Raw genomic sequence first — 20794 nt, 5'->3', positions numbered from 1 at the left:
AGGGCCGGCCTGGAGAAGAGCAAGACCGAAGTGCCGGTCACCGTGCCGTTATTCCGCATCGCGGCAATGGCCCGTTCGTCACTGACCCGCTTCCGTTATTGCGAAATCCGATTCAATCCTGCTCTTCATTGACTTGACCTTGCGTAAACACGCCTCTACGATCCCCGTCCTATAGCCAATGTGTTCGTATATAGAACGCTAGTTCGAAATGCGGCACTAGCGCAGCAACATGCGACCCCTTTCGGCACGTTTTTGGAGACAGATCTTGAGCAAGGTCGCCGGGTTCTTTACTGAACTGATGCGCCGGTATTTGCCGGACCCCTTCGTTTTTGCCATCGGACTGACGCTGCTGAGCATGGTGATGGCCATGCTGGTGCAGGGACAGGCCGCGCCCGCCGTGATCCTGGAATGGGGCAAGGGCTTCTGGAACCTGCTGGCGTTCACCACGCAGATGGCCGTGATCCTCGCGATGGGCTACGTGCTGGCGACCGCGCCGCTGGTCGACCGTTTCCTCGACCGCATCGTCGAACGCGTGGCCACGCCGCGCGGCGCGGTGATCGTCGCCACGCTGGTCGGCGGCATCGGCAGCTATCTGAACTGGGGCTTCGGGCTGGTGATCGGCGGTATCGTCGCGCGCAAGCTGGCGCTGAGGGTCAAGGGCGTCCACTATCCGCTGATCATCGCCGCGGCCTACAGCGGCTTCACGCTGTACGGCCTCGGCCTGTCGGCCAGCATCCCGGTGCTGATTTCGACGCCGGGTCATCCGATGGAAAAGCTGATGGGCGTGATCGCGCTGAAGGACACGATCTTCTCGACGCCGATGCTGCTGACCAGCCTGGCGGTCATCATCACGCTGCCACTGCTCAACGCGATGCTGCATCCGCGCGATCCGAAGGACGTGACCGAAATCAATGCGCAAGCCGAAACGCGCGCGGAGCAGGGCAGTGCGGCCGGCGGCCACAGCATGGGGCTGGAGAACACGCTGGCCACGCGGATGAACAACAGCCGGCTGCTCAGCCTGGTGATCGGTGTCTGCGGGCTGGCCTACGTGGGGCTGTACTTCACGCAGGGCGGCACGCTCGACCTGAACCTGATCAACTTCCTGATCCTGTTCATCGGCGTGCTGCTGCTCGGCACGCCGGCCAACTACGTGGCCAAGCTGAACGAGGGCATCAAGACGATTTCGGGCATCATCCTGCAGTATCCGTTTTATGCGGGCATCATGGCGGTGATGGCCGGATCGGGCCTGGTCGACACCATCTCGCGCGTGTTCGTCGATATCGCGACGCCGCAGACGCTGCCGTTCTGGGGGCTGGTCAGCTCGTTCTTCATCAACTTCTTCGCGCCCTCCGGCGGCGGCCACTGGGTCATCCAGGGACCGTTCATGATCGATGCGGCCAAGGCAATCGGCAGCTCGGTCGCGCAGACCTCGATGTCGGTGATGCTCGGCAATGCCTGGAACGACCTGGTGCAGCCGTTCTGGATCCTGCCGGCGCTGGCGCTGTCGAAGCTGAAGCTCAAGGACGTGATGGGCTACACCGTGATCATGATGTTCTGGGTCGGCCTGATCTACATCGTCGCCATGCTGGCGTGGGGCGCGCAGATCTGACGATCCGGGTCTGGCCATCGGTCACCGCGCTTTGCCAACGACAACACAGGAGACACCATGCCGTACATCATCGAGACCTTCGACAAGCCCGACCACCAGCACGTGCGCAAGGCCCAGCGGCCGGCGCATCTGGACTTCCTCGAAGCCAACAAGTCGCTGCTGCTGGCCTGCGGTGCCAAGCTGAACGACGATGGCAGCGATGCGGGCGGCGGTCTCTATATCGTCGATGTCGAGACCCGCGAGGCCGCGCAGGCGCTGATCGAAGCCGATCCCTTCCATCAGGCGGGCCTGTTCGCCGAAGTGCGGATCACGCGCTGGCGCAAGGCCTATCTCGATGGCGTCTGCTGTCTCTGACTGACATCCCGATCGATCGGACCGCGCGGGCCGGCGCATCGGCGCTGGCACCGCGGCGCGTCCGTGCCGGAGGCTATCCCCGATGCGATGGAAACAACGGCCGGAAGGCTCCAACTGGGGCGATTTCGGCGCCGACGACCAGCTCGGCCGTCTGAACCTGATCAGCGCGGACAAGATCCGCGCCGCCGCGCAGGAGATCCGCAGCGGCCGCACGTTCTGCCTGTCGCTGCCGCTCGATCTGCCGGGTGGCAATGCGCTGAACGTGCGCCGGCATCCGCCGGTGCTGCGGCCCACCTATCGCGACGACATTCCGTACGTCAATTTCCCGCTGGCCAGGGTCGATGCCAATGCGCTCGACGTGCTCAGCGACGACCAGGTCCTGCTGTCGCTGCAGTATTCGACGCAGTGGGACTCGTTGGCCCACGTCGGCGCGCTGTTCGATGCCGACGGCGATGGTGTGGCCGAACGCGTCTATTACAACGGCTTCCGGCCCAATGCGGAGATCGTCGGGCCGGTCGACTATGCCGAGGCCGATGATTTCGCCGCGCATCCCTGCGGGCATGACCATAGCCACGCCGATGCGCTGGGCATCGAGACGCTGGCCGTGCATGGCGTGCAGGGGCGGGGCGTGCTGGTCGATCTGGCGGAGCATTTTGGCCGCGATTTCCGCACCGTCGGCTACGACGACCTGATGCGCGTGATGGACGCCGATCAGGTCGCCGTCGAGACCGGCGACATCCTGGTGCTGCGCACCGGCTTCGCCGAGATGGTGCTCGAGATGGGCGGCAGGCCCGATGCGCACGCGCTGCATCACAGCTGCTGCGCGCTCGATGGCCGCGACGAGCGGCTGCTGCAATGGATCACCGATGCGGGCATCGCCGCGCTGGCCGCCGACAACTACGCGGTCGAACGCTTTCCGGCCCGGCCACCGGCGCCGGGGCAGGGCGCGGTGCCGATGCTGCCGCTGCATCATCACTGCCTGTTCAAGCTGGGTCTGCCACTGGGCGAGCTGTGGTATCTGCGCGATCTCGCCGCGTGCCTGCGCGCAGAAAGGCGTTCGCGCTTTTTCCTGACCGCGCCGCCGCTGCGCCTGCCCGGCGCGATGGGCTCGCCCGTGACGCCGATCGCCACGGTATGACCTCGCTTACTCTCTTCACCGTACCGCTACAACAAGGAGATCGCCATGCTGTTCATGGTTGAAATGACCGTCCGCATTCCCCATTCGGCCGACCCGCAGGCCGTCGACAAGCTGAAGGCCGACGAGAAGGCGTTTTCGCAGCAGCTGCAGCGCGAAGGCAAGTGGCGCCACCTGTGGCGCGTGGTGGGCCAGTACGCCAACGTCAGCATCTTCGACGTCAAGGACAACGACGAGCTGCATACGCTGCTGACCTCGCTGCCGCTGTATCCGTATATGGAGATGAAGGTCACGCCGCTGGCGCAACACGGTTCCGCGATCGCGCAGAACTGATGTCTGTGTCGCTCCGCGCGGGCGCTTTCCCGCGCCGCGCGGGGCATCGATCGATCGTCGTCCCGAGTACCGCCGCGAATCGCCGCCATCACCGAGGATCGCTGGGTACCGCCGACAACTGCTGAGAACCGCTGAGAACCGCTTCCGCCATGCCCTTCGCCGACCTTTCCGACGTTCGCCTCCACTACCAGCTCGATGGCGACCCGAGCCTGCCGGTGCTCGTGCTGTCCAATTCGCTGGGCACCAACTTCGACATGTGGCAGCCGCAGATCGCGGCCTTCACGCAGCATTTCCGCGTGCTGCGCTACGACACGCGCGGCCACGGCCGCTCGTCCGTGCCCACCGGACCCTATACCGTCGCCCAGCTCGGCGGCGACGTGATTGCCCTGCTCGATACGCTGCAGATCGAGCGCGCGCATTTCTGTGGGCTGTCGATGGGCGGCATCACCGGCATGTGGCTGGGCCTGAACCACGCAGCGCGGCTGAACAAGCTGGTGCTGTGCAATACCGCGGCCTACATCGGCCCGCCGGAGAACTGGACCAACCGCGCCGCGGCGGTCGAGCGCGATGGGGTGGGGTCGATCGCGGCCGCGGTCGTCGACAGATGGCTGACGCCGGACTTCGCCGCCGCGCATCCGGAACGGGTGCAGCAGTTGCGCGCGATGCTGAGCGCGACCGATGCCGCCGGCTACGCGGCCAATTGCCGCGCGATTCGCGACAACGATCTGCGCGCCGACATCCATCGGATCGCGGTGCCGACGCTTGTAATCGCGGGCTCGGGCGATATTCCGACGCCGCCGTCCGACGGCCGCTATATGGCCGAGACGATTCCGGGCGCGTCCTATGTAGAACTGGAGGCGGCCCACCTGTCGAATCTGCAGCAGGTGGAGCGGTTCACGCAGGCGGTCGTCGATTTTCTGACTGGCGCCTGAAAGCCCAGGTGGTCGTGGTTCCTCTGACTTGCGCCGGAAGGCCAGGGCAGAGGCCTCGGTAACGACGCCACGTCGTCCCCCGCGCAGGCGGGACGACGCGTCCGTGCAGCCGTCCCCCCTGCCTGCGCACGGGAGACGACCAACTCAATCGACCTTCGCGCCCGAACGCTTGACCACCGTCGACCATTTGCGGATCTCGCTGTCGACAAAGCGCGCGGTCTGCTCCGGCGACATCGGCATCGGCTCCGAGCCGCGGTCGACGATGAACTTCTGCAGCTCCGGCGATTGCAGCGCCTTCACCGTTTCGGCATTGAGCTGCGACACGATGGCCGGCGGCGTGCCGGCCGGCGCCATCAGCACCGCCCACCCCAGCGCCTCGAAGTCGGGCACGCCCTGCTCCTGCACGGTCGGCACGTTCGGCAGCTGCGGCACGCGCTTGCCCGCGGTCACGGCCAGCGGCACCGCCTTCTTCGACTGGATCAACGGCAAGGCCGCGGTGATCGAGTCGACCATCACCGGAATCTGATTGCCGAGAAAGTCCGCCTGCGCGGGGCCGCTGCCCTTGTACGGGATATGGACCATGAAGATGCCGGCGCGCGCCTTCAGCATCTCGGCCGACAGATGCTGCGTGCCGCCGATGCCGGCGCTCGCGTAGCTCAGCTTGCCCGGCGCCGCCTTGGCCTTGCTCACCAGATCGCGCAGCGACGTGATGCCGGACGCGGGCGTCGACAGGAACACCAGCGGCACCGAGAACACGCCCGAGATCGCCTGGAAATCGCGGCGCGGATCGTAGCCGATCGATGCGTACAGCGTCTGGTTGATCGCCATCGCACTGCCGGCCATCACCAGCGTATAGCCATCCGGCGCGGCGCGAGCGGCCAGTTCCATGCCGATATTGCTGCCGGCGCCCGCGCGGTTCTCGACCACCACCGATTGCCCCAGCTGCTTGCCGAGCCGCTCGCCGAGCGCGCGCGCAAAGATGTCGGTCGCCTGCCCGGGCGGGAAGGGCACGATCAGTTTGATGGGGCGTTCGGGATAGGCGGCGTGTGCCGCGGCGCTCGCCATCAAGGCAATCGCCGCCAGGCAAGTGATGCGTGGCTTCAAGGTTGTCTCCTTCCAACAATGTCTGGGTGTGGCACGGGATGCCAAGTGCCGACGATAGCACCCCGTGCCGCTTTTCACCATGGAAAGCACCAACATGAGCCACAAGACCTCTGGCAGGCCTACGACTTCGTAATATCAAACACCAGATTCACCGGCGACGGGCCGAACGATCCATTCGGCACCACGCCCGTTTGGTTGACCCCGCGCTGGGTCCAGTCGCAGACGCCGGTCGGGAAGATCGCGCGCAGGCGGTTCAGCTGATCGGGGGTGAACGGCACGCTGTAGTCGGCGGGATTGACCGGCTTCAACGTGCATTTCATCACGTCGCCGGCGATCGGGCCGCCGGCTGCGATGCGGGGCGCGGTCCACGAGGGGAACAGCGAATTGCAGGTCGTGTCCGGCGTGCTGCTCAGCGTCTGCGGCTCGGCGACGAAATCGGTCTGCGAACGCCAGCAGCCGTCCACCGCATTCTGCGGCTTGTGCGTGACCACCCGCTGCCTCTGCGGCGCCTGCGATTTGTCGTCCTTGTAGGCAGCCACCCACCGGATGAACATGTCCCAGGCGGTATCGGCCGGCACCGGATTGCCGCGCCACATCACGTGGTTGGCGGTATCGCCGTTGGCGGCGAGCATCCGTTCGCGCAGCGCGAAATGGAACCACTGGTAGTGGTAGGCCGTGTCCTCGTTATAGACGCCCGTCACGTCCACCACGGGGATCGTCGCCAGTCCGCCGTTGCCGCCCAGTTGCAGGCCCGACTGCTGCGCGCGCAGGATCGCGCCGAGATGGCCTGGCGAGCGCGCCGGGACGTAGTTCGCGTCCTGGTCGTAGCCGCCCACCTTCTCGTTCAGGTCGAGGAACTGATCGACGGTGATCCCTCCGCCGTTCAGCGCCGCCAGTCCGTATTGCACGCCGACGTTGTCGAACGGGCGCAGCGCGAAGCCGGTGGCCTTGTCGATGCCATAGATATTCCTGGCGGCGTCGTACACGGTCGGCCGTGCACCGGTCCGGTTATTGACCGGGTGATAGCGCACCTCCTGCGGCACGGCGGCGTTGAACACGCCCGACACATAGCCCGGATAATCCTGGCGCGCGGGGACCGGATCGGTACGTCCCGCCTGATTGGCGGCGTCCTCGAAGGCCTTGCGGCTCTTGTAGCCGGTCACCGCGGCGATCTGCGCATCGGTCAGCGCGTTGGGATTCCCCATGATGTATTGCGTGATCAGGTGCCCATCCGAGCCCGACAGTGCGATCGACAGCGGGTCGGGGAAGGTGCAGGCGATCAGCACGCCGTCGAACAGGCCGGGAATGCGATCGGCGGGCTGGGCGCTGCCATAGGACCCGCCCGAGCAGCCGGCGCTGACGGTAAAGACCGGCACGCCGAAGGTCTCGATTACCGCCTCCTTGGACATCATCGCCGCCTCGCTGGCCAGCACCGCGTTGCAGTTGTTCGACGCGTGCTGCAGCGTATTGGCGAAGGTAGCGTAGCCCTCGCCGAGCCGCCTGACATTGAGCAGCGTGAAGTCGAACCCGGCGACCGAGATGTTGCCCTGCGCCGCGCCCTGGATGTACCAGCCGCCCGGGCAGCCGAAGCCCTCGACCGCTATCAGCCGCTTGTTCCATGCCTTCGGCGGTTTCAGCGGCGTGGGGGCCGACTCCCTGGTGGGGTCGTGCAGCACCGCGTTCTGGTAGATGCCGCGATTGACCGTACCGGTTTCCACGCGCACCACGAAGGGCACGGTGCGGCCGTCGAGCGTCGTCGTGCTGGCGACATCGGCGGGCAGCGAGGTGGTGCTCGGCATCGGCACCAGCGCGCCGCCGGTGTTCTTCTGATAGACGTAGTGCACGCGCGTGGCCACGCTGCAATTGGCATCGAGCGGCGGACCAAGGCGCGAGCCGTCCGGCAGCACGAAGCTCTCGGTCTGGCAGATGAACGGCGTTTGCCACGGCCCCGAAATCACCGGGCCGGTGATCGGGTAGTTGGTCATTCTGAGCGTGGCCGTTTCGCGGCCGATCTTGGCCGTCAGCGTATTTTCGCCATCACGCAGCCCTCCGAGGACAGCCTGGAGATGGCGAAGATCGTCCAGCAGCGGGCGGAATTCCCGCGTCACGTCGTTGCCGTTGAGCTCGATCCGCAGCGGGCGGCGGTCCAGCTTGATCTGCCGCGGCACGGTGATGTCGATCAACGCGTTGCCGCCGGTCACGTGATCGGGTGAGGACGAAAGCAGCTGGATGGTGGGTGCCGCTTCGGGGCCGTCGTCATCGTCGTGGCCGCCGCCGCATGCTGTCAGGGCCGCAAGCATGGCGCATGCGAGCGCCATCCTGGGCCATCGCCGTAGGATGTTCATGTCGTCGACTCCTCTTCCGTAGTGAGTCGTGGTGGGTTGCAAGCCGCTCCGGGCTTGCGCCGACATGCATGCGTACGACGAGCTTAGTGTCCGGTCCTGCCAAATACAATGTCGAGGAAAGCTGACCAGGAGGCTGACCAGAAGCGGATATCGGGGACGGTACATCGCGCGCTCCAGGTGTGCCGAGCCCAGCGCTGAAACGCCCGGCGGCGCCTCCCCGCCGTACCCTTCACAAATCGTGAAGCCCCCATTCCGTCCGGCGCCTTAGCAGGGCCCCCAGGTATCGGTAGAGTCGCGTCAAACATCGACAAGACCGAACCGTGCCTTTCTTCCCCATGCCCTCATCCGAGGACGCCGCATGATCGACGTCCTGGTCATTGGCGGCGGCAACGCCGCCCTGTGCGCCGCGCTGATGGCGCGCGAAGCCGGTGCCTCCGTGCTGCTGCTTGAGGCCGCGCCGCGCGAATGGCGTGGCGGCAATTCGCAGCACACCCGCAACCTGCGCTGCATGCACGACGCGCCGCAGGACGTGCTGGTCGACGCCTATCCCGAAGAGGAATACTGGCAGGACCTGCTGAAGGTGACCGGCGGCATCACCGACGAGCACCTGGCCCGCCTGGTCATCCGCGCGTCGTCGAACTGCCGGGACTGGATGCGCCGCCATGGTGTCCGCTTCCAGCCGCCGCTGTCGGGCGCGCTGCATGTCGCGCGCACCAACGCCTTCTTCATGGGCGGCGGCAAGGCGCTGGTCAATGCCTACTACCGCAGCGCGGAGCGGCTGGGCGTGCGCGTGCGCTACGAGGCGCCGGTGGAGCGCATCGAGCTGGACGGCCAGCGCCGCTTCGTCGCCGCGTGGGTCAAGGGCGAGCGCATCACCGCCAAGGCCTGCGTGCTGGCGGCCGGTGGCTTCGAATCGAACCGCGAGTGGCTGCGCGAGGCCTGGGGCCGCAACGAGCGCGGCGAGTGGCCTGCCGACAACTTCCTCATCCGCGGCACGCGCTTCAACCAGGGCGTGCTGCTCAAGCACCTGCTCGACGACCATGGCGCGGACCGCATCGGCGACCCGACGCAGGCGCACATGGTCGCCATCGACGCCCGCGCGCCGCTGTACGACGGCGGCATCTGCACCCGCATCGATTGCGTGTCGCTGGGCGTGGTGGTCAACCGCCACGGCGAGCGCTTCTACGACGAGGGCGAGGACTTCTGGCCCAAGCGCTACGCCATCTGGGGCCGCCTGGTGGCGCAGCAGCCGGAGCAGGTCGCCTATTCGATCATCGACGCCAAGGCCATCGGCCGCTTCATGCCGCCGGTGTTCCCGGGCGTGCAGGCCGGCAGCCTGCCGGAACTGGCGGCCAAGCTGGGCCTGGACGTGGGCGCCTTCATGCGCACGCTGCAGGACTACAACGCCGCCTGCCGCCCCGGCAGCTTCGACCACACGAAGCTGGACGACTGCCGCACCGAGGGCGTGGTGCCAGCCAAGACCCACTGGGCGCGGCCCATCGACACGCCGCCCTTCTACGGCTACGCCGTGCGCCCGGGCGTGACCTTCACGTACCTGGGCCTGCGCACCGACGACACCGCCGCCGTGCGCTTCGGCGGCGAGCCCAGCGCGAATCTGTTCGTTGCGGGCGAAATGATGGCCGGCAACGTCCTGGGCAAGGGCTACACCGCCGGCGTGGGCATGTCCATCGGCACGGCCTTCGGCCGCATCGCCGGCACCAACGCGGCGCGCGCCGCCCTGCAGCAAGGAGTGAAAGAACATGCAGTCGCTTGAGGCTCTGACCCGCGACGCCCGGGCGTTGGCCGAGGGCGAGATCGTCATCACCGCCGCCGAGTCCGAGGTGGCCCGGCAGATGACCGTGTGCAACGCCTGCCGCTATTGCGAGGGCTTCTGTGCCGTGTTCCCCGCCATGACGCGGCGGCTGGAGTTCGGCAAGGCCGACGTGCACTTCCTGGCCAACCTCTGCCACAACTGCGGCGCCTGCCTGCACGCTTGCCAGTACGCGCCGCCGCACGAGTTCGCCATCAACGTGCCGCAGGCCATGGCCAAGGTGCGCGGCCAGACCTATGCCGACTACGCCTGGCCGCCCGCGCTGGGCGCGCTCTACAAGCGCAACGGGCTGACGCTCTCGGTGGCGCTGGTGCTGGCCTTCTCGCTCTTCCTGGCGCTGATGCTGTCGCTGCGCGGCGCGCTGTGGGATGCCGGCGGCAGCTTCCACGAGCTGTTCCAGCACAACCTGCTGGTGAGCCTGTTCGGGCCGGTGTTCGGCTTCGTGGTGCTGGCGCTGGGCATGGGCGCGTGGCGCTTCTGGCGCGACGTGAAGCCCGCCACCAGCGGACAGCCGGCCAGCGCGCCCGCCATCGCCGAGGCCACGCACGACGTGCTGCGCCTGAAATACCTGGACGGCGGGCACGGCCAGGGCTGCAACAACGAGGACGACGCCTACACGCTGTCGCGCCGGCGCTTCCACCACTTCACCTTCTACGGCTTCATGCTGTGCTTCGCCGCCACCAGCGTGGCGACCATCTACCACTACGTCCTCGGCTGGACGGCGCCCTACGAGTTGCCCTCGCTGCCCAAGCTGCTGGGCGTGCTCGGCGGCGTGAGCCTGTGCATCGGCACGGCGGGCCTGTGGAGCCTGCGCAAGCGCCGCCACCCGCGACAGGGCGATGCGGCGCAGAAGCCGATGGACCTGGGCTTCATCGCGCTGCTGTTCCTCACCAGCGCCAGCGGACTGGCGCTGTGGCTGAGCCGCGGCACCCCGGCGCTGGCGCTGCTGCTGTGCCTGCACCTGGGCGCGGTGATGGCGCTGTTCGTCACGCTGCCCTACGGCAAGTTCGCGCATGCCGTCTACCGCAGCGCCTCGCTGCTGCGCCACGCGGTCGAGAAGCGCCAACCGAACCCGATCGGCCTCGGCGCCGATTGATTGCGGTTCGCGATCACTGCTTGACGAGCCTCGTCATGCCCGCGAAGGCGGGCATCCACGCCGGCCGCGATGCAGCCTGGCGTTCGTGGACACCCGCCTCCGCGGGTGTGACGGGGTTGTTTATGTCGCGATCCAAAAGAAATGGAAAAGCCGACGGCATTCCAGGCTTCCCCAGAAGGCTCGAAACGCTGAATTGATGTGTGTTGTGCATTTATTGATCAAAACAATGCAATTCACAGATCAATGACGGCTTTCTAGCATCGACCCTGTACCCCATCGAACAGCCCCCTCACTGAACAGGAGACACACCATGGACAAGCGCCAACTGCTGCGCCTCACCGGCGTCTGCGCCGCTGCCGGCCTTCTCATGCCGGCCTGGGCACAGGCCCAGGAATTCCCGCCCAAGAAGAACGTCACCATCGTGGTGGGCTTCGCGGCAGGCGGCGCAGCCGACGTGGCCGCGCGCATCATCGGCAAGAAGCTTGGCGAGAACATCGGCGTGCCGGTCGTCATCGACAACAAGCCCGGCGCCGGCGGCAACATCGCGCACCAGTACGCGGCGCAGGGCCCGGCCGATGGCAGCGTGATCCTGTTCGGCTCCGTCGGGCCGCTGACCGTGGCACCGCACCTGATGAAGCTGTCCTACGACCCGGTCAAGGACCTGGCGCCCATCACCATGGGCGTGAACTTCCCCAACGTGCTGGTGGTGCATGCCGGCACGGGCATCAAGACCTTCGCCGACTTCGTGGCCTACGCCAAGAAGAACCCGGGCAAGCTGGACTACGCCTCCACCGGTCCGGGCTCCGCCGCGCACATGGGCGGCGAGCTGCTGGACGACATGGCCAAGATCACCACCACGCACATTCCCTACAAGGGCGGCGCGCCGGCGCTGCAGGACCTGCTGGGCGGGCGCGTGGCTTCGTACTACTCCACGCTGTCCACGGCGCTGCCGCATATCCAGTCCGGCAAGCTGATTCCGCTGGCCAGCACCGGGCCGAAGCGGCTGCCGGCGCTGCCCAACGTGCCCACCATCGCCGAGTCCGGCTACCCTGGCTACAGCGCCACCAACTGGTACGCCTTCGTGGCTTCGTCCAAGGTGCCCAAGCCGGTGCTGGACCGCTGGAACACCGAGCTGGTGAAGGTGCTCAAGACGCCGGAGGTGGTGAAGGAGCTGGACGCTCACGGGTTGACGCCGCAACCCGGCACGCGTGAGGAGCTGGCGCAGGAGATCGCGCGCGAAACCGCCACCTGGGGCCGCGTGATCCGCGAGCGCAAGATCACCATCCAATGACGGCCGGGCGCGCCGCCTCCAGCCCGCGCACGGTCCTGGAGCTGTTCTGGGCCTTTTCCTGGCTGTCACTGCAGGGCTTCGGCGGTGTGCTGGCGGTGGTGCAGCGGGAACTGGTCGAGAAGCGCGGCTGGCTCAGCAACGAGGAGTTCGTGGAGGACTGGGCCGTGGCGCAGGTCATGCCCGGCCCCAATGTCTGCAACCTGGCGCTGATGTTCGGCGATCGGCACTTCGGCTGGCGCGGCGCCGCCGCCGCGCTGGGCGGGCTGCTCGCCCTGCCGCTGGTGCTGCTGCTGACGGCCGCCACCGTCTACGGCCAGCTTGCCGGCCACGCCGCCGCGGCCGGCGCGCTGCGCGGCATGGGCGCGGTGGCGGCGGGGCTGATCGCCGGCACCAGCCTGAAGCTGCTGGCGCAACTGCGCCGGCATCCGCTGGGGCTGGCGCTGGTGGTGGCCGTCGCCGCCGGCGCGTTTTCCGGCCTGGTGCTGCTGCATCTTCCTTTGATTGCCATCGTGTTCGGCCTGGGCGGCGCGGCCTGCGTGCTGACCGGGTGGCGGCTTCGGCGCGGAGTGAACTCATGAGCCTGCTCGACTGGCTGCACCTGCTGCTTTATCAGCTGTCGCTGTCGCTGCTGGCCGTGGGCGGCGCGGTGACGCTGGCGCCGGACCTGCACCGCTACCTGGTGAACGGGCAGGGCTGGCTGAGCGAGGCGCAGTTCACCGCCTCCATCACCCTGGCGCAGGCCGCGCCGGGGCCCAACATGCTCTTCGTCGCGCTGCTGGGCTGGAACCTGGGGCTCAACGCCGCCGGGACGGGCGCGGGCACGGTCTGGAGCCTGGCGCTGGCGGTGCTGGGCATGGCGGTGTGCACGGTGGGCATCCTGGCGCCCAGCTCGCTGCTGACGCTGCTGGCTACGCGCTGGGGGCACCGCCATCGCGAGCGGCTGAGCGTGCGCGCCTTCCGCCAGGGCATGGCGCCCATCGTGGTCGGCGTGCTGCTGTCCACGGCCTGGCTGCTCGCCCGGGCCTCGGGCGACTGGACGCGCGACGGCCGGCTCTGGCTGCTGACGGCCGTGGTCACGCTGGTGGTGTGGCGCACGCGCATGCACCTGCTGTGGCTGCTGGCCGGCGGTGCGGTGCTGGGGGGACTGGGATGGGTGTAGTGCAGTGGGTGCCGTCAGGCACCGGTCAGGGTCTGCTGCTCCTTGAAGCTCTCCCGCACCAGCCCGCACAACTGACTGGCGGTGTGCGAGAGCATGCGTCCCCGCCGCGTGATCAGTCCGACCACGCGGCTCACCACCGGATCGGTCAACGGTATGGCGCGCAACATCGCATGGCCCGGGGGTACCGACAGCCGTGGCAGCGCGGCCAGGCCCAGGCCGGCCGCCACCAACCCCAGCGCGCCGGCCACGTGCTCGGTCTCGTAGAACCACAGCGGGCGCTGGGGCAGGGCGGCCAGCGCGTGGTCCACCAGCAGCCGGTTGGCGCTCTGGCGCGACACGGCCACCATCTTCTGGTCCGCCAGGTCGGCCCAGGCCACGCTGGCGCGATCGGCCAGCGGGTGCCCGTGCGGCAGCACCAGCGCGTAGTCGTCGTGGCCCAGCATCTCGAACTCCACGTCCGGCTCCTGCGCCCCGGTGAAGTTGAGCCCGAAATCGGCTTCGCCCGAGCACACGCTGGCCAGCACGCGGTGCGCACTGTCGTCGATGACGCGCAGCCGCACATGCGGCTGCTGCTGCGCGAAGGCCTTGGCGATGCCCGGCAGCACGTGCTGCGCGACCGAAGGCACGCAGGCGATGGTTACCTGCCCGCGCCGCGCCTGCGCGTCGTCCGACAGGCGCGTCACCGCGTCTTCCAGGTCCTCCAGCGTCTGCCGCGCCCGCTCCAGGAACTGCCGCCCGGCGGCGGTCAGGTCCACCTGCCGCGTGGTGCGCTCCAGCAGCCGCAGGCCCAGCGCGGCCTCCAGCTTGTCGATGCGGCGGCTCAGCGCCGGCTGCGAGATGCACAGGTGCTCCGCCGCCATGCGGAAGCTGCTGCGGTCCGCCACGGCCACGAAAGCCTGCAGCTCCTCGAGCGCGAAATTGATGCGTGACATGCATGAAATCATAAAAACAATGCAATTCACGGATCAATTGGGCGTTTCTACGATGCCCTACCCGACACCAATCCCTACGGAGACAAGTTTCATGAGCAACTTCTTCAACACCACCCGCCGCGCCTTCCTGGTTGCCGGCCTGGCCCTGGGTGCCGTGGCTTCCGCCATGGCCGGCGAGATCCGCGTCGTCAGCTCCGGCGGCTTCACGGCGGCCTACAAAGAGTTGGTTCCCTTGTTCGAGGCCGCCACCGGGCACAAGGTCGTCACGTCCTACGGCGCGTCGATGGGCACGGCCAATGACTCCATCCCCAGCCGCCTGGCGCGCGGCGAGCAGTTCGACATCGTGATCCTGGCCGACTCGGCGCTGGAGTCCCTGGTGAAGCAGGGCAAGGTGGTGCCCAACACGCGGGTGGACCTGGGCCGCTCGCTCATCGGCGTGTCGGTGCGCAAGGGGCTGCCCAAGCCCGACATCTCGACGGCCGAGGGCGTGAAGAAGGCGGTGCTCGATGCCAAGTCCATCGCCTACTCGGCCAGCGCCAGCGGCACCTACCTGAGCAACGAGTTGTTCCCGAAGCTGGGCGTGTGGGAGCAGATCAAGGACAAGTCGCGAAAGATCATGAGCGAGCGCGTGGGCGCGGTGCTCACGCGCGGCGACGCGGACCTCGGCTTCCAGCAGATCAGCGAGCTGCTGCCGTTCAAGGACATCGAGTTCGTCGGCCCGCTGCCCGAGGAGCTGCAGCAGAAGGTGTTCTTCTCGGCCGGCCTGGCCGTGGGCAGCAAGGAGCCGGAGCTGGCGGCGCGGCTCGTGAAGTTCCTGGCCTCGCCGGCGGCGGCGCCCATCGTGCGCACCTCGGGCCTGGAGCCGGTGGCCAAGGCCGAGGCCGAGGCGAAGTGAGGCGGCAACACCAGGGCCGCGAACAAGAACATCCAAGGAGACAGGCCATGAACAAGCCCATGAAGGCGATGCTGGGCCTCGCGCTGGGGACGATCCCCGCCGCCGCTGCCTGGGCGCAGGGTGTCACGCTCGGCGGCGTTGCCGATACCGCCATCCGTCACGTCCGCAACGAGGGCCTGGGCGGCGTGAGCTCGCTCGTCAGCGGCTCGAACGCGACCAGCCGCTTCATCCTGCGCGGCACCGAGAACCTGGGCGGCGACCTGTCTGCCGGCTTCCACCTGGAAAGCGGCGTCGCGCTGGACACCGGGGCCAGCACCTCCAGCACCAACTTCTGGGACCGGCGCGCCACGCTCAGCCTGGCGGGCAAGCGCTGGGGGGAGCTGCGCCTGGGCCGGGACTACGTGCCCAGCTACGTCAACTGGGTGCGTTTCGACCCGTTCAGCCACGTGGGCGTGGCCGGCTCCAACAACTTCGCTTCTGCCTCGCCGACGGGCCCCATCCGCTCGGCCTTCGGCTCGGCGCCGAACACCACCACGCGCACCAGCAACTCGCTGCAGTGGCTGATGCCCGCCGGCTGGGGCGGGCTGGAAGGCGGCGTGATGGTCGCGGAGGACGAGAACGGAGCGGCGGCCAATGGCCAGCATCAGGTGCGCGGGGCACGGCTGGGCTACGCGTCCGGGCCGGTGGTGGTCTCCGCCGCGGTCACGCGCACGCGGAACGACCTCACCGTCGCCGGCCGCCTCGACGACCGCGTCGTGGCCGGCCTCTACGACTTCGGCCCGGTGCGCGTGTCGCTGGCGCTGCGCCGCTTCGATCAGGCCGATGCCACGCAGGACAACCTGCTGGTGGGCGCCTGGGTCCCCGTGGGCAAGGGCGAGATCAAGGCTTCCTGGCTGCGCGCGAAGTTCTCCGGCCGGGTCGGCGCCACGGCGCTGGACGGCAACCGCGCGCGCCAGCTTGGCCTGGGTTACGTGCACCACCTGTCCAAGCGCACGGCGCTGTACGGCACGCTGTCGCACATCGACAACCGCGGCGGCTTGGCCTACGCGGTGCCCGGCGGCGCCAGCGGCCTTGCGGCGGGCGGCTCTTCTCGCGGCATTGAAATGGGCGTGCGCCACAGTTTCTGAATGGCGTCGGACCGGCGATAAATGCCTGGCTTATGCCATGGACGCCAGTCCAAAAACTGGACGATGCCGTCTGGCATTTGTCCAGAATATTGGTATCAGTTCTTGATGCCGCCTTAAAGAATTCCGTCACGCCCGCGGAGGCGGGTGTCCACGAGCTCCGGGCAGCATCCCGGTATGCGTGGATGCCCGCCTTCGCGGGCATGACGGATTATTTCGATGGCAATTGCACACTGAAAACAGATTCCTGCTTGTTCTAGCGGACGGCTCAGCGGGTGGCAATTCACTGCGCCGCGCCAAAATACTGAAACTCCAAGAGTGGCCGGCGTCCCAAGCCGGTTTCAGCCCGCTTCGGGCTCCCCGGTGCGCAACGCAACAACCTAGGGGTTTCCCTAGGCGAGCTGACAGCAAACTGACAGTGCTGCTTTGAATACTGTGCGTTATTGCACTGTCCAAGGCGTCCAAGCGGACCAAGCCGAAAAACTCTGCCTGCTGCGATGGCAGGCGGCTGGCCCGGTTTTGTCCCGTGATTTCACTTGCGTCCGCCGGCAGCGCCCGTATAGCAAGTTTCGTGTTCTCGGAAATGGGCGAGGCAAATTCCGCTTCGCTGCCCTGGTTCAACCTGAAGGAGACTCCATGCAACTCACCGGCATGCTTTACGGCGCGCAGTTATTGCGGCACGTCGATTTTCCAACCGCGGAGGTGCTCGGCCCCGACGCGTCGGAGGACGACATCCAGGCGCTGATCCGCCGCCACGGACAGGTGTTCATCAAGCCGCTGTTCAAGGGTGGCGTGGGCAAGAAGGGCAAGTCGGGCCTGATCGGCCGTGCCAAGGACTTGGCGCAAGCGCTGGCCGAGAAGGAGCGCCTGTACTTCGCCGAGCACCGCCACGGCAACGCCACGGCCAAGGCCAACGGCGTGACCTTCGAGGGCGGCGTGCCGGCCGAGCACGAGGTCTACTTCGCCATCACCGACGACACGCGCTTCCGGGCACCCACCATGACGCTCACGCACCGCGGCGGCGTGGACATCGAGGAGCTGGACAAGTCGGAGATCGCCACCGTGCCCTTCGACGCGCTCACCGGCCTGAAGGCCTTCGTGGTCGCCAACGCGCTGACCGACATCGGCGCGCCCAAGGAAATCATCTCGCCCCTGGTGCAGCACCTGCCCAAGCTGTGGGAGCTGATGCACCACTACGGCATGACCACGCTGGAGCTCAATCCGATCCGCATGCGCGTGGACGGCAGCGGCAAGCTGACCCCGGTGGCCTGCGACTTCAAGTGCGGCTTCGACCGCGACGACCCGCGCGTGGCGCGGCTGAGCCTGCCGCGGCACCTCTTCGCCGCCGACGTCGGCGCCTTCGAGCAGGAGGTCAACGAGCTGCGCACGCACCAGGGCCAGTCGGACGTGTTCGTCATCAACGAGCGCGGCACCATCCTCGCGCCCACCTTCGGCGGCGGCGCCAACTCGCTGGTGACCGAGGTGCTGGGCGAGGCCGCTAGCATCTCCTCGGACTTCGGCGGCAACCCGCCCTACGAAAAGATGAAGCAGGTGGCGCGCATCTGCTACCGGCACTTCCTGGCGCAGTCCAACGTGCTGTTCATCATCGGCGGCAAGTCCAACAACACGGACATCCACGAGACCCTGCGCGCCATGGGCGATGCGCTGCGCGAGCACTTCGCCACCCACGGGCCCACGCCGCTGTACGTGGTGGTGGGGCGCGGCGGCCCGAACCTCGTGCGCGGCTTCGCCGCCCTGGCCGACACCTGCGAATCGCTGGGCCTGCCCTACCGCTTCTTCGGCTTCGACAGCGCCATCTCCGAGGTCGTCAACTACGCCAAGCGCATCGACGAGTGGATGAAGGCCGGCGGGCGCGCCGCCATCGCCGCCGAGCTGGGCATCAAGAAGAACGCCGCCTGAGGCCCAAGGAGACACACCATGCATGCACGAGGCATTTCCAGCTTCCCCTACTACCTGGGCATCAACTCGCTGGCCGACGTCGCCACGCGCGGCGACCGCGTGTGCGTCCTCAACATCCTGGGCGGCGAGTCGCGCCAGGTCACGCCCACCAGCCACGCCTTCTCCGGCGGCAACGTGGTGTTCGGCACCTCGCCCGGCCGCGGCGGCCAGGTGCTCAAGACGCCCGCGGGCGACATTCCCGTCTTCAACAACGTGCGCGAGGGCCTCAACGCGGGCCTGGCGTTCAACACCGGCGTGGTGTACCTGCCGCCTTCGGGCGTGCGCGACGGCGTGGCCGAGCTCATCCGCGTGAACCCGGGCCTGCGCAAGATCGTCATCATCACCGAGAAGATCGCGGTGCACGACGCGCGCGAGATCCGCGCCATGGCGCAGAGCGCGGGCATCGACATCATCGGCGGCAACTGCCTGGGCGTGGCCGACTCGTGGAACCGCGTGCGCATCGGCGGCGCGCTGGGCGGCGACCTGCCGGAGGACTCGCTGCTGCAGGGCTCGGTGGCGATCTTCTCCAACTCCGGCGGCTTCACCACCACCATCGCGCAGTACCTCGCCAGCGAGGGCTGGGGCACGACCACGCTGGTGTCCTCGGGCAAGGACGTCTACATCCACTACGCCGCGCGCGACTTCGCGCATGCCTTCCGCAACGACGGCCGCTCGCGCGCCGCGGTGCTGTACGCCGAGCCCGGCGGCTACTACGAGCACGCCCTGGACTTCGGCAAGCCGGTGGTGGCCTGCGTGGTGGGACGCTGGAAGTCCAAGCTCACGCGCGCCGTGGGCCATGCCGGTGCCATGGCCGGATCAGGCGACAGCGCGCAGGACAAGGAGCGCTGGTTCATGGAATCGCTGGGCGTGGACGCGCTCTTCACGCCCGAGAAGCCGGTGGTGTCGAAGAAAGGTGCGGTGGTAACCAACATCGCCCACATCCCGGCGGCGCTCACCGCCGTGATGGCGCTCAGTGGGGCCAAGCCCGACTTCCCCCCGCGCGGCAGCCTGAGCCTGAAACCCTGGCTCGCCAACGACCAGGGGCTGCCGCTGCCGGCGGAGCTGGCGCTGCCGCCGGTGCCCGCGCCCGAGCCCTATGCCGGCCAGATCGCCGCGCTGTCCAAGCAGGTGGGCGCGGTGATCGCGCGCCAGAACATGAAGGACAAGTCCGGCGCCTCGCAGATGGACCCGGCCACGCAGGTGAGCTCGGTGCACGGGCACCCGGTGCTGGGCCTGGCGCTGCAGCCGCTGCAGGCCGTGTTCGCGCTGCCGCTGGTGCACGAGGTGGCCGGCCCCAACGAGCGTGCGCTGCTGGACATCGCGGTGGCGGCGGAGGTCAACCTCGTGGGCGACCCGGTGCTGGTGGCCGCGCAGGCGGCGCGCGACGCGGGCAACGCGCCCAACGCCGTCATGGCCGCGGCCGTGTCCATCATCGGCCCCAAGCGCGTGGAGCGGGCGCTGGCGTGCACGCGCACGCTGATCGAGCTGTTCCTGGGATCGGGCCTGAAGGACGGCAGCCAGGCCGGCTTCGACTTCAAGCACATCCGCCTGGACGAAGCGGGCCGGGCCCTGTTCAGCCAGCGCGAGGACGAGGCCAAGGACTCGCACCCCAAGGCCATGCTGCAGGCCGTGAGCAAGCGCAAGGTGAAGTCGGTGTTCCTGGACTTCCTGCTGGCGCAGGAGATCCCGCTGTCGCGCGACGCCATCCTGGCCGCCATCGCCACGACCATCGCCTGGGGTCCCCTGATGCGCAAGCGCATCAGCCGCCTCACGGCCGAGACGCTGCCCTGGTATTTGCGTCTCTACGGCGTGATGGTGGGCTCGACCATCCCGGCGGAGCGGCACCAGTGGGGCTCGCTGGCCGGCATCTCGCAGGCCGAGCGCTACGGCAGCTGGACCATGGCCGACCTGTGCTATCTCGCCATCACCGGGCGCAAGCCGATGCCCGAGCAGGCGCAGCCGCTGCAGATGCTCATCGGCCTGCTGGTGTCCAACGGCCCGGGCTCGATCTCGGCGCAGGGCGCCAAGGGGGCCGTCTCGGCCGACGGCCCGCAGACGCCGCAGCGCGTGCAGATCAACAAGGGCATGGTGGGCTTCCTCACCCACACCGGCTACAGCCATGGCGGCAACGGCTTCGAGGGCATGGCCTTCCTGCTGGAGCAGTTCAAGGACGTGGGCCTGAAGGACCCCACCGACCCCAACCATGGGCTGGATCTCAAAGCCATGGCCACGGCCTTCGCACGCAGCTACAAGAGCGAGAAGCGCGCGGCCAAGGAGGCGGGGCAGGAACTGCGAGCGCTGCCCGGCGTGCACCATCCGGTGTTCAAGGGCAAGCCGGTCAACCACGACCCGCGCGAGCGCTTCATCGCCGAGTTCATGGCGCATCAGGGCCGGTACAACGTCTTCCACGCCTTCTACCGGGAGCTGGCGCAGGCGCTGTACGAGGTGGGTGCGAGCCCTTACGTGTTCTGCGTCAACGTAGATGCGGTAATTGCCGCACTGCTGTTGGGGTTGCTCTGGAAAGACTACAAGGCCGGCCTGCTCGATGTGCGTGACCTGGAGAACGCGGCCTTCACCGTGTTCCTCTATGGCCGGATGATCGGCGCCGCCGCGGAGATCGATGACCACCTCAACCGTGGCCGCAACATGGACACGCGCACGCCGGAAGCCGCCTGCGCGCACGTCCTCTGAAACC

At 67.8% G+C, this 20794-nt stretch carries 17 protein-coding genes; 14 read left to right on the top strand and 3 right to left on the bottom strand.

The features are described from left to right. Positions 1-265: 265 nt before the first annotated feature. From Q0741_RS01835 to pcaD, 5 genes are all read left to right on the top strand, one after another. Complete coding sequence (locus tag Q0741_RS01835; RefSeq protein WP_149318213.1) at positions 266-1609, top strand: TIGR00366 family protein; 1344 nt, start codon at positions 266-268, stop codon at positions 1607-1609. Between the two features lie 57 nt (positions 1610-1666). Beyond that, positions 1667-1963 carry a YciI family protein gene (locus tag Q0741_RS01830; protein ID WP_149318214.1) on the top strand — a complete coding sequence of 99 codons (297 nt, stop codon included), beginning with the start codon at positions 1667-1669 and terminating at the stop codon, positions 1961-1963. An 82-nt stretch (positions 1964-2045) separates the two neighbouring features. Continuing rightward, positions 2046-3101, top strand: a complete 1056-nt coding sequence (locus tag Q0741_RS01825; RefSeq protein WP_298231491.1) for a cyclase family protein — start codon at positions 2046-2048, stop codon at positions 3099-3101. 45 nt (positions 3102-3146) lie between these two features. Then, positions 3147-3431, top strand: coding sequence for a muconolactone Delta-isomerase (gene catC, locus Q0741_RS01820; protein WP_149318216.1), 285 nt, complete (start codon positions 3147-3149; stop codon positions 3429-3431). A 149-nt stretch (positions 3432-3580) separates the two neighbouring features. After that, the gene (gene pcaD, locus Q0741_RS01815) at positions 3581-4363 is read left to right on the top strand and encodes a 3-oxoadipate enol-lactonase (RefSeq protein ID WP_298231490.1); all 783 of its coding nucleotides are present in this window, start codon (positions 3581-3583) and stop codon (positions 4361-4363) included. Between the two features lie 144 nt (positions 4364-4507). On the opposite strand, the gene Q0741_RS01810 is transcribed toward pcaD, so the two are convergent. Together Q0741_RS01810 and Q0741_RS01805 are read right to left on the bottom strand one after the other, a co-directional pair. Beyond that, positions 4508-5428: a tripartite tricarboxylate transporter substrate binding protein gene (locus Q0741_RS01810; protein ID WP_226106274.1), complete on the bottom strand. Its 921-nt coding sequence runs from the start codon at positions 5426-5428 to the stop codon at positions 4508-4510. Positions 5429-5586: 158 nt separating this feature from the next. Continuing rightward, positions 5587-7812 carry a DUF6351 family protein gene (locus Q0741_RS01805; RefSeq protein WP_298231489.1) on the bottom strand — a complete coding sequence of 742 codons (2226 nt, stop codon included), beginning with the start codon at positions 7810-7812 and terminating at the stop codon, positions 5587-5589. 358 nt (positions 7813-8170) lie between these two features. Here Q0741_RS01805 and tcuA point away from each other — a divergent pair, with 358 nt between their 5' ends. The 5 genes from tcuA to Q0741_RS01780 all read left to right on the top strand — a co-directional run bounded on the left by tcuA (position 8171) and on the right by Q0741_RS01780 (position 13189). Then, the gene (gene tcuA, locus Q0741_RS01800) at positions 8171-9586 is read left to right on the top strand and encodes an FAD-dependent tricarballylate dehydrogenase TcuA (RefSeq protein ID WP_298231488.1); all 1416 of its coding nucleotides are present in this window, start codon (positions 8171-8173) and stop codon (positions 9584-9586) included. Continuing rightward, positions 9573-10739, top strand: coding sequence for a tricarballylate utilization 4Fe-4S protein TcuB (gene tcuB, locus Q0741_RS01795; RefSeq protein ID WP_298231487.1), 1167 nt, complete (start codon positions 9573-9575; stop codon positions 10737-10739). The genes tcuA and tcuB overlap by 14 nt, the downstream gene beginning before the upstream one ends. A gap of 310 nt (positions 10740-11049) precedes the next feature. Then, positions 11050-12030, top strand: coding sequence for a tripartite tricarboxylate transporter substrate binding protein (locus tag Q0741_RS01790; RefSeq protein ID WP_298231486.1), 981 nt, complete (start codon positions 11050-11052; stop codon positions 12028-12030). Continuing rightward, complete coding sequence (locus Q0741_RS01785) at positions 12027-12608, top strand: chromate transporter (protein ID WP_298231485.1); 582 nt, start codon at positions 12027-12029, stop codon at positions 12606-12608. Before Q0741_RS01790 ends, Q0741_RS01785 begins: the two co-directional genes overlap by 4 nt. Then, on the top strand, positions 12605-13189 hold the full coding sequence (locus tag Q0741_RS01780) for a chromate transporter (protein ID WP_298231484.1): 585 nt from the start codon (positions 12605-12607) through the stop codon (positions 13187-13189). The genes Q0741_RS01785 and Q0741_RS01780 overlap by 4 nt, the downstream gene beginning before the upstream one ends. Positions 13190-13203: 14 nt before the next feature. Here Q0741_RS01780 and Q0741_RS01775 read toward each other — a convergent pair whose 3' ends face one another. Continuing rightward, a complete protein-coding gene (locus tag Q0741_RS01775) occupies positions 13204-14121 on the bottom strand; it encodes a LysR family transcriptional regulator (RefSeq protein ID WP_298231483.1) in 918 nt (305 codons plus the stop codon). 91 nt (positions 14122-14212) lie between these two features. Here Q0741_RS01775 and Q0741_RS01770 point away from each other — a divergent pair, with 91 nt between their 5' ends. From Q0741_RS01770 to Q0741_RS01755, 4 genes are all read left to right on the top strand, one after another. Then, entirely contained in the window at positions 14213-15016 is an 804-nt protein-coding gene (locus tag Q0741_RS01770) for a substrate-binding domain-containing protein (protein ID WP_298231482.1), read from the top strand. A gap of 47 nt (positions 15017-15063) precedes the next feature. Next, positions 15064-16143, top strand: coding sequence for a porin (locus Q0741_RS01765; RefSeq protein ID WP_298231481.1), 1080 nt, complete (start codon positions 15064-15066; stop codon positions 16141-16143). A gap of 633 nt (positions 16144-16776) precedes the next feature. Beyond that, a complete protein-coding gene (locus Q0741_RS01760; protein WP_298231480.1) occupies positions 16777-18060 on the top strand; it encodes an ATP-grasp domain-containing protein in 1284 nt (427 codons plus the stop codon). A gap of 18 nt (positions 18061-18078) precedes the next feature. Further along, the gene (locus Q0741_RS01755) at positions 18079-20790 is read left to right on the top strand and encodes a CoA-binding protein (RefSeq protein WP_298231479.1); all 2712 of its coding nucleotides are present in this window, start codon (positions 18079-18081) and stop codon (positions 20788-20790) included. The last annotated feature ends 4 nt before the right edge of the window (positions 20791-20794 follow it).

The organism is uncultured Azohydromonas sp. (assembly GCF_937926365.1).
Taxonomy (GTDB): Bacteria; Pseudomonadota; Gammaproteobacteria; order Burkholderiales; family Burkholderiaceae_C; genus Azohydromonas.
Note: the sequence above shows the minus strand (reverse complement) of the source record. Positions and strands in the feature narration are given on the sequence as shown.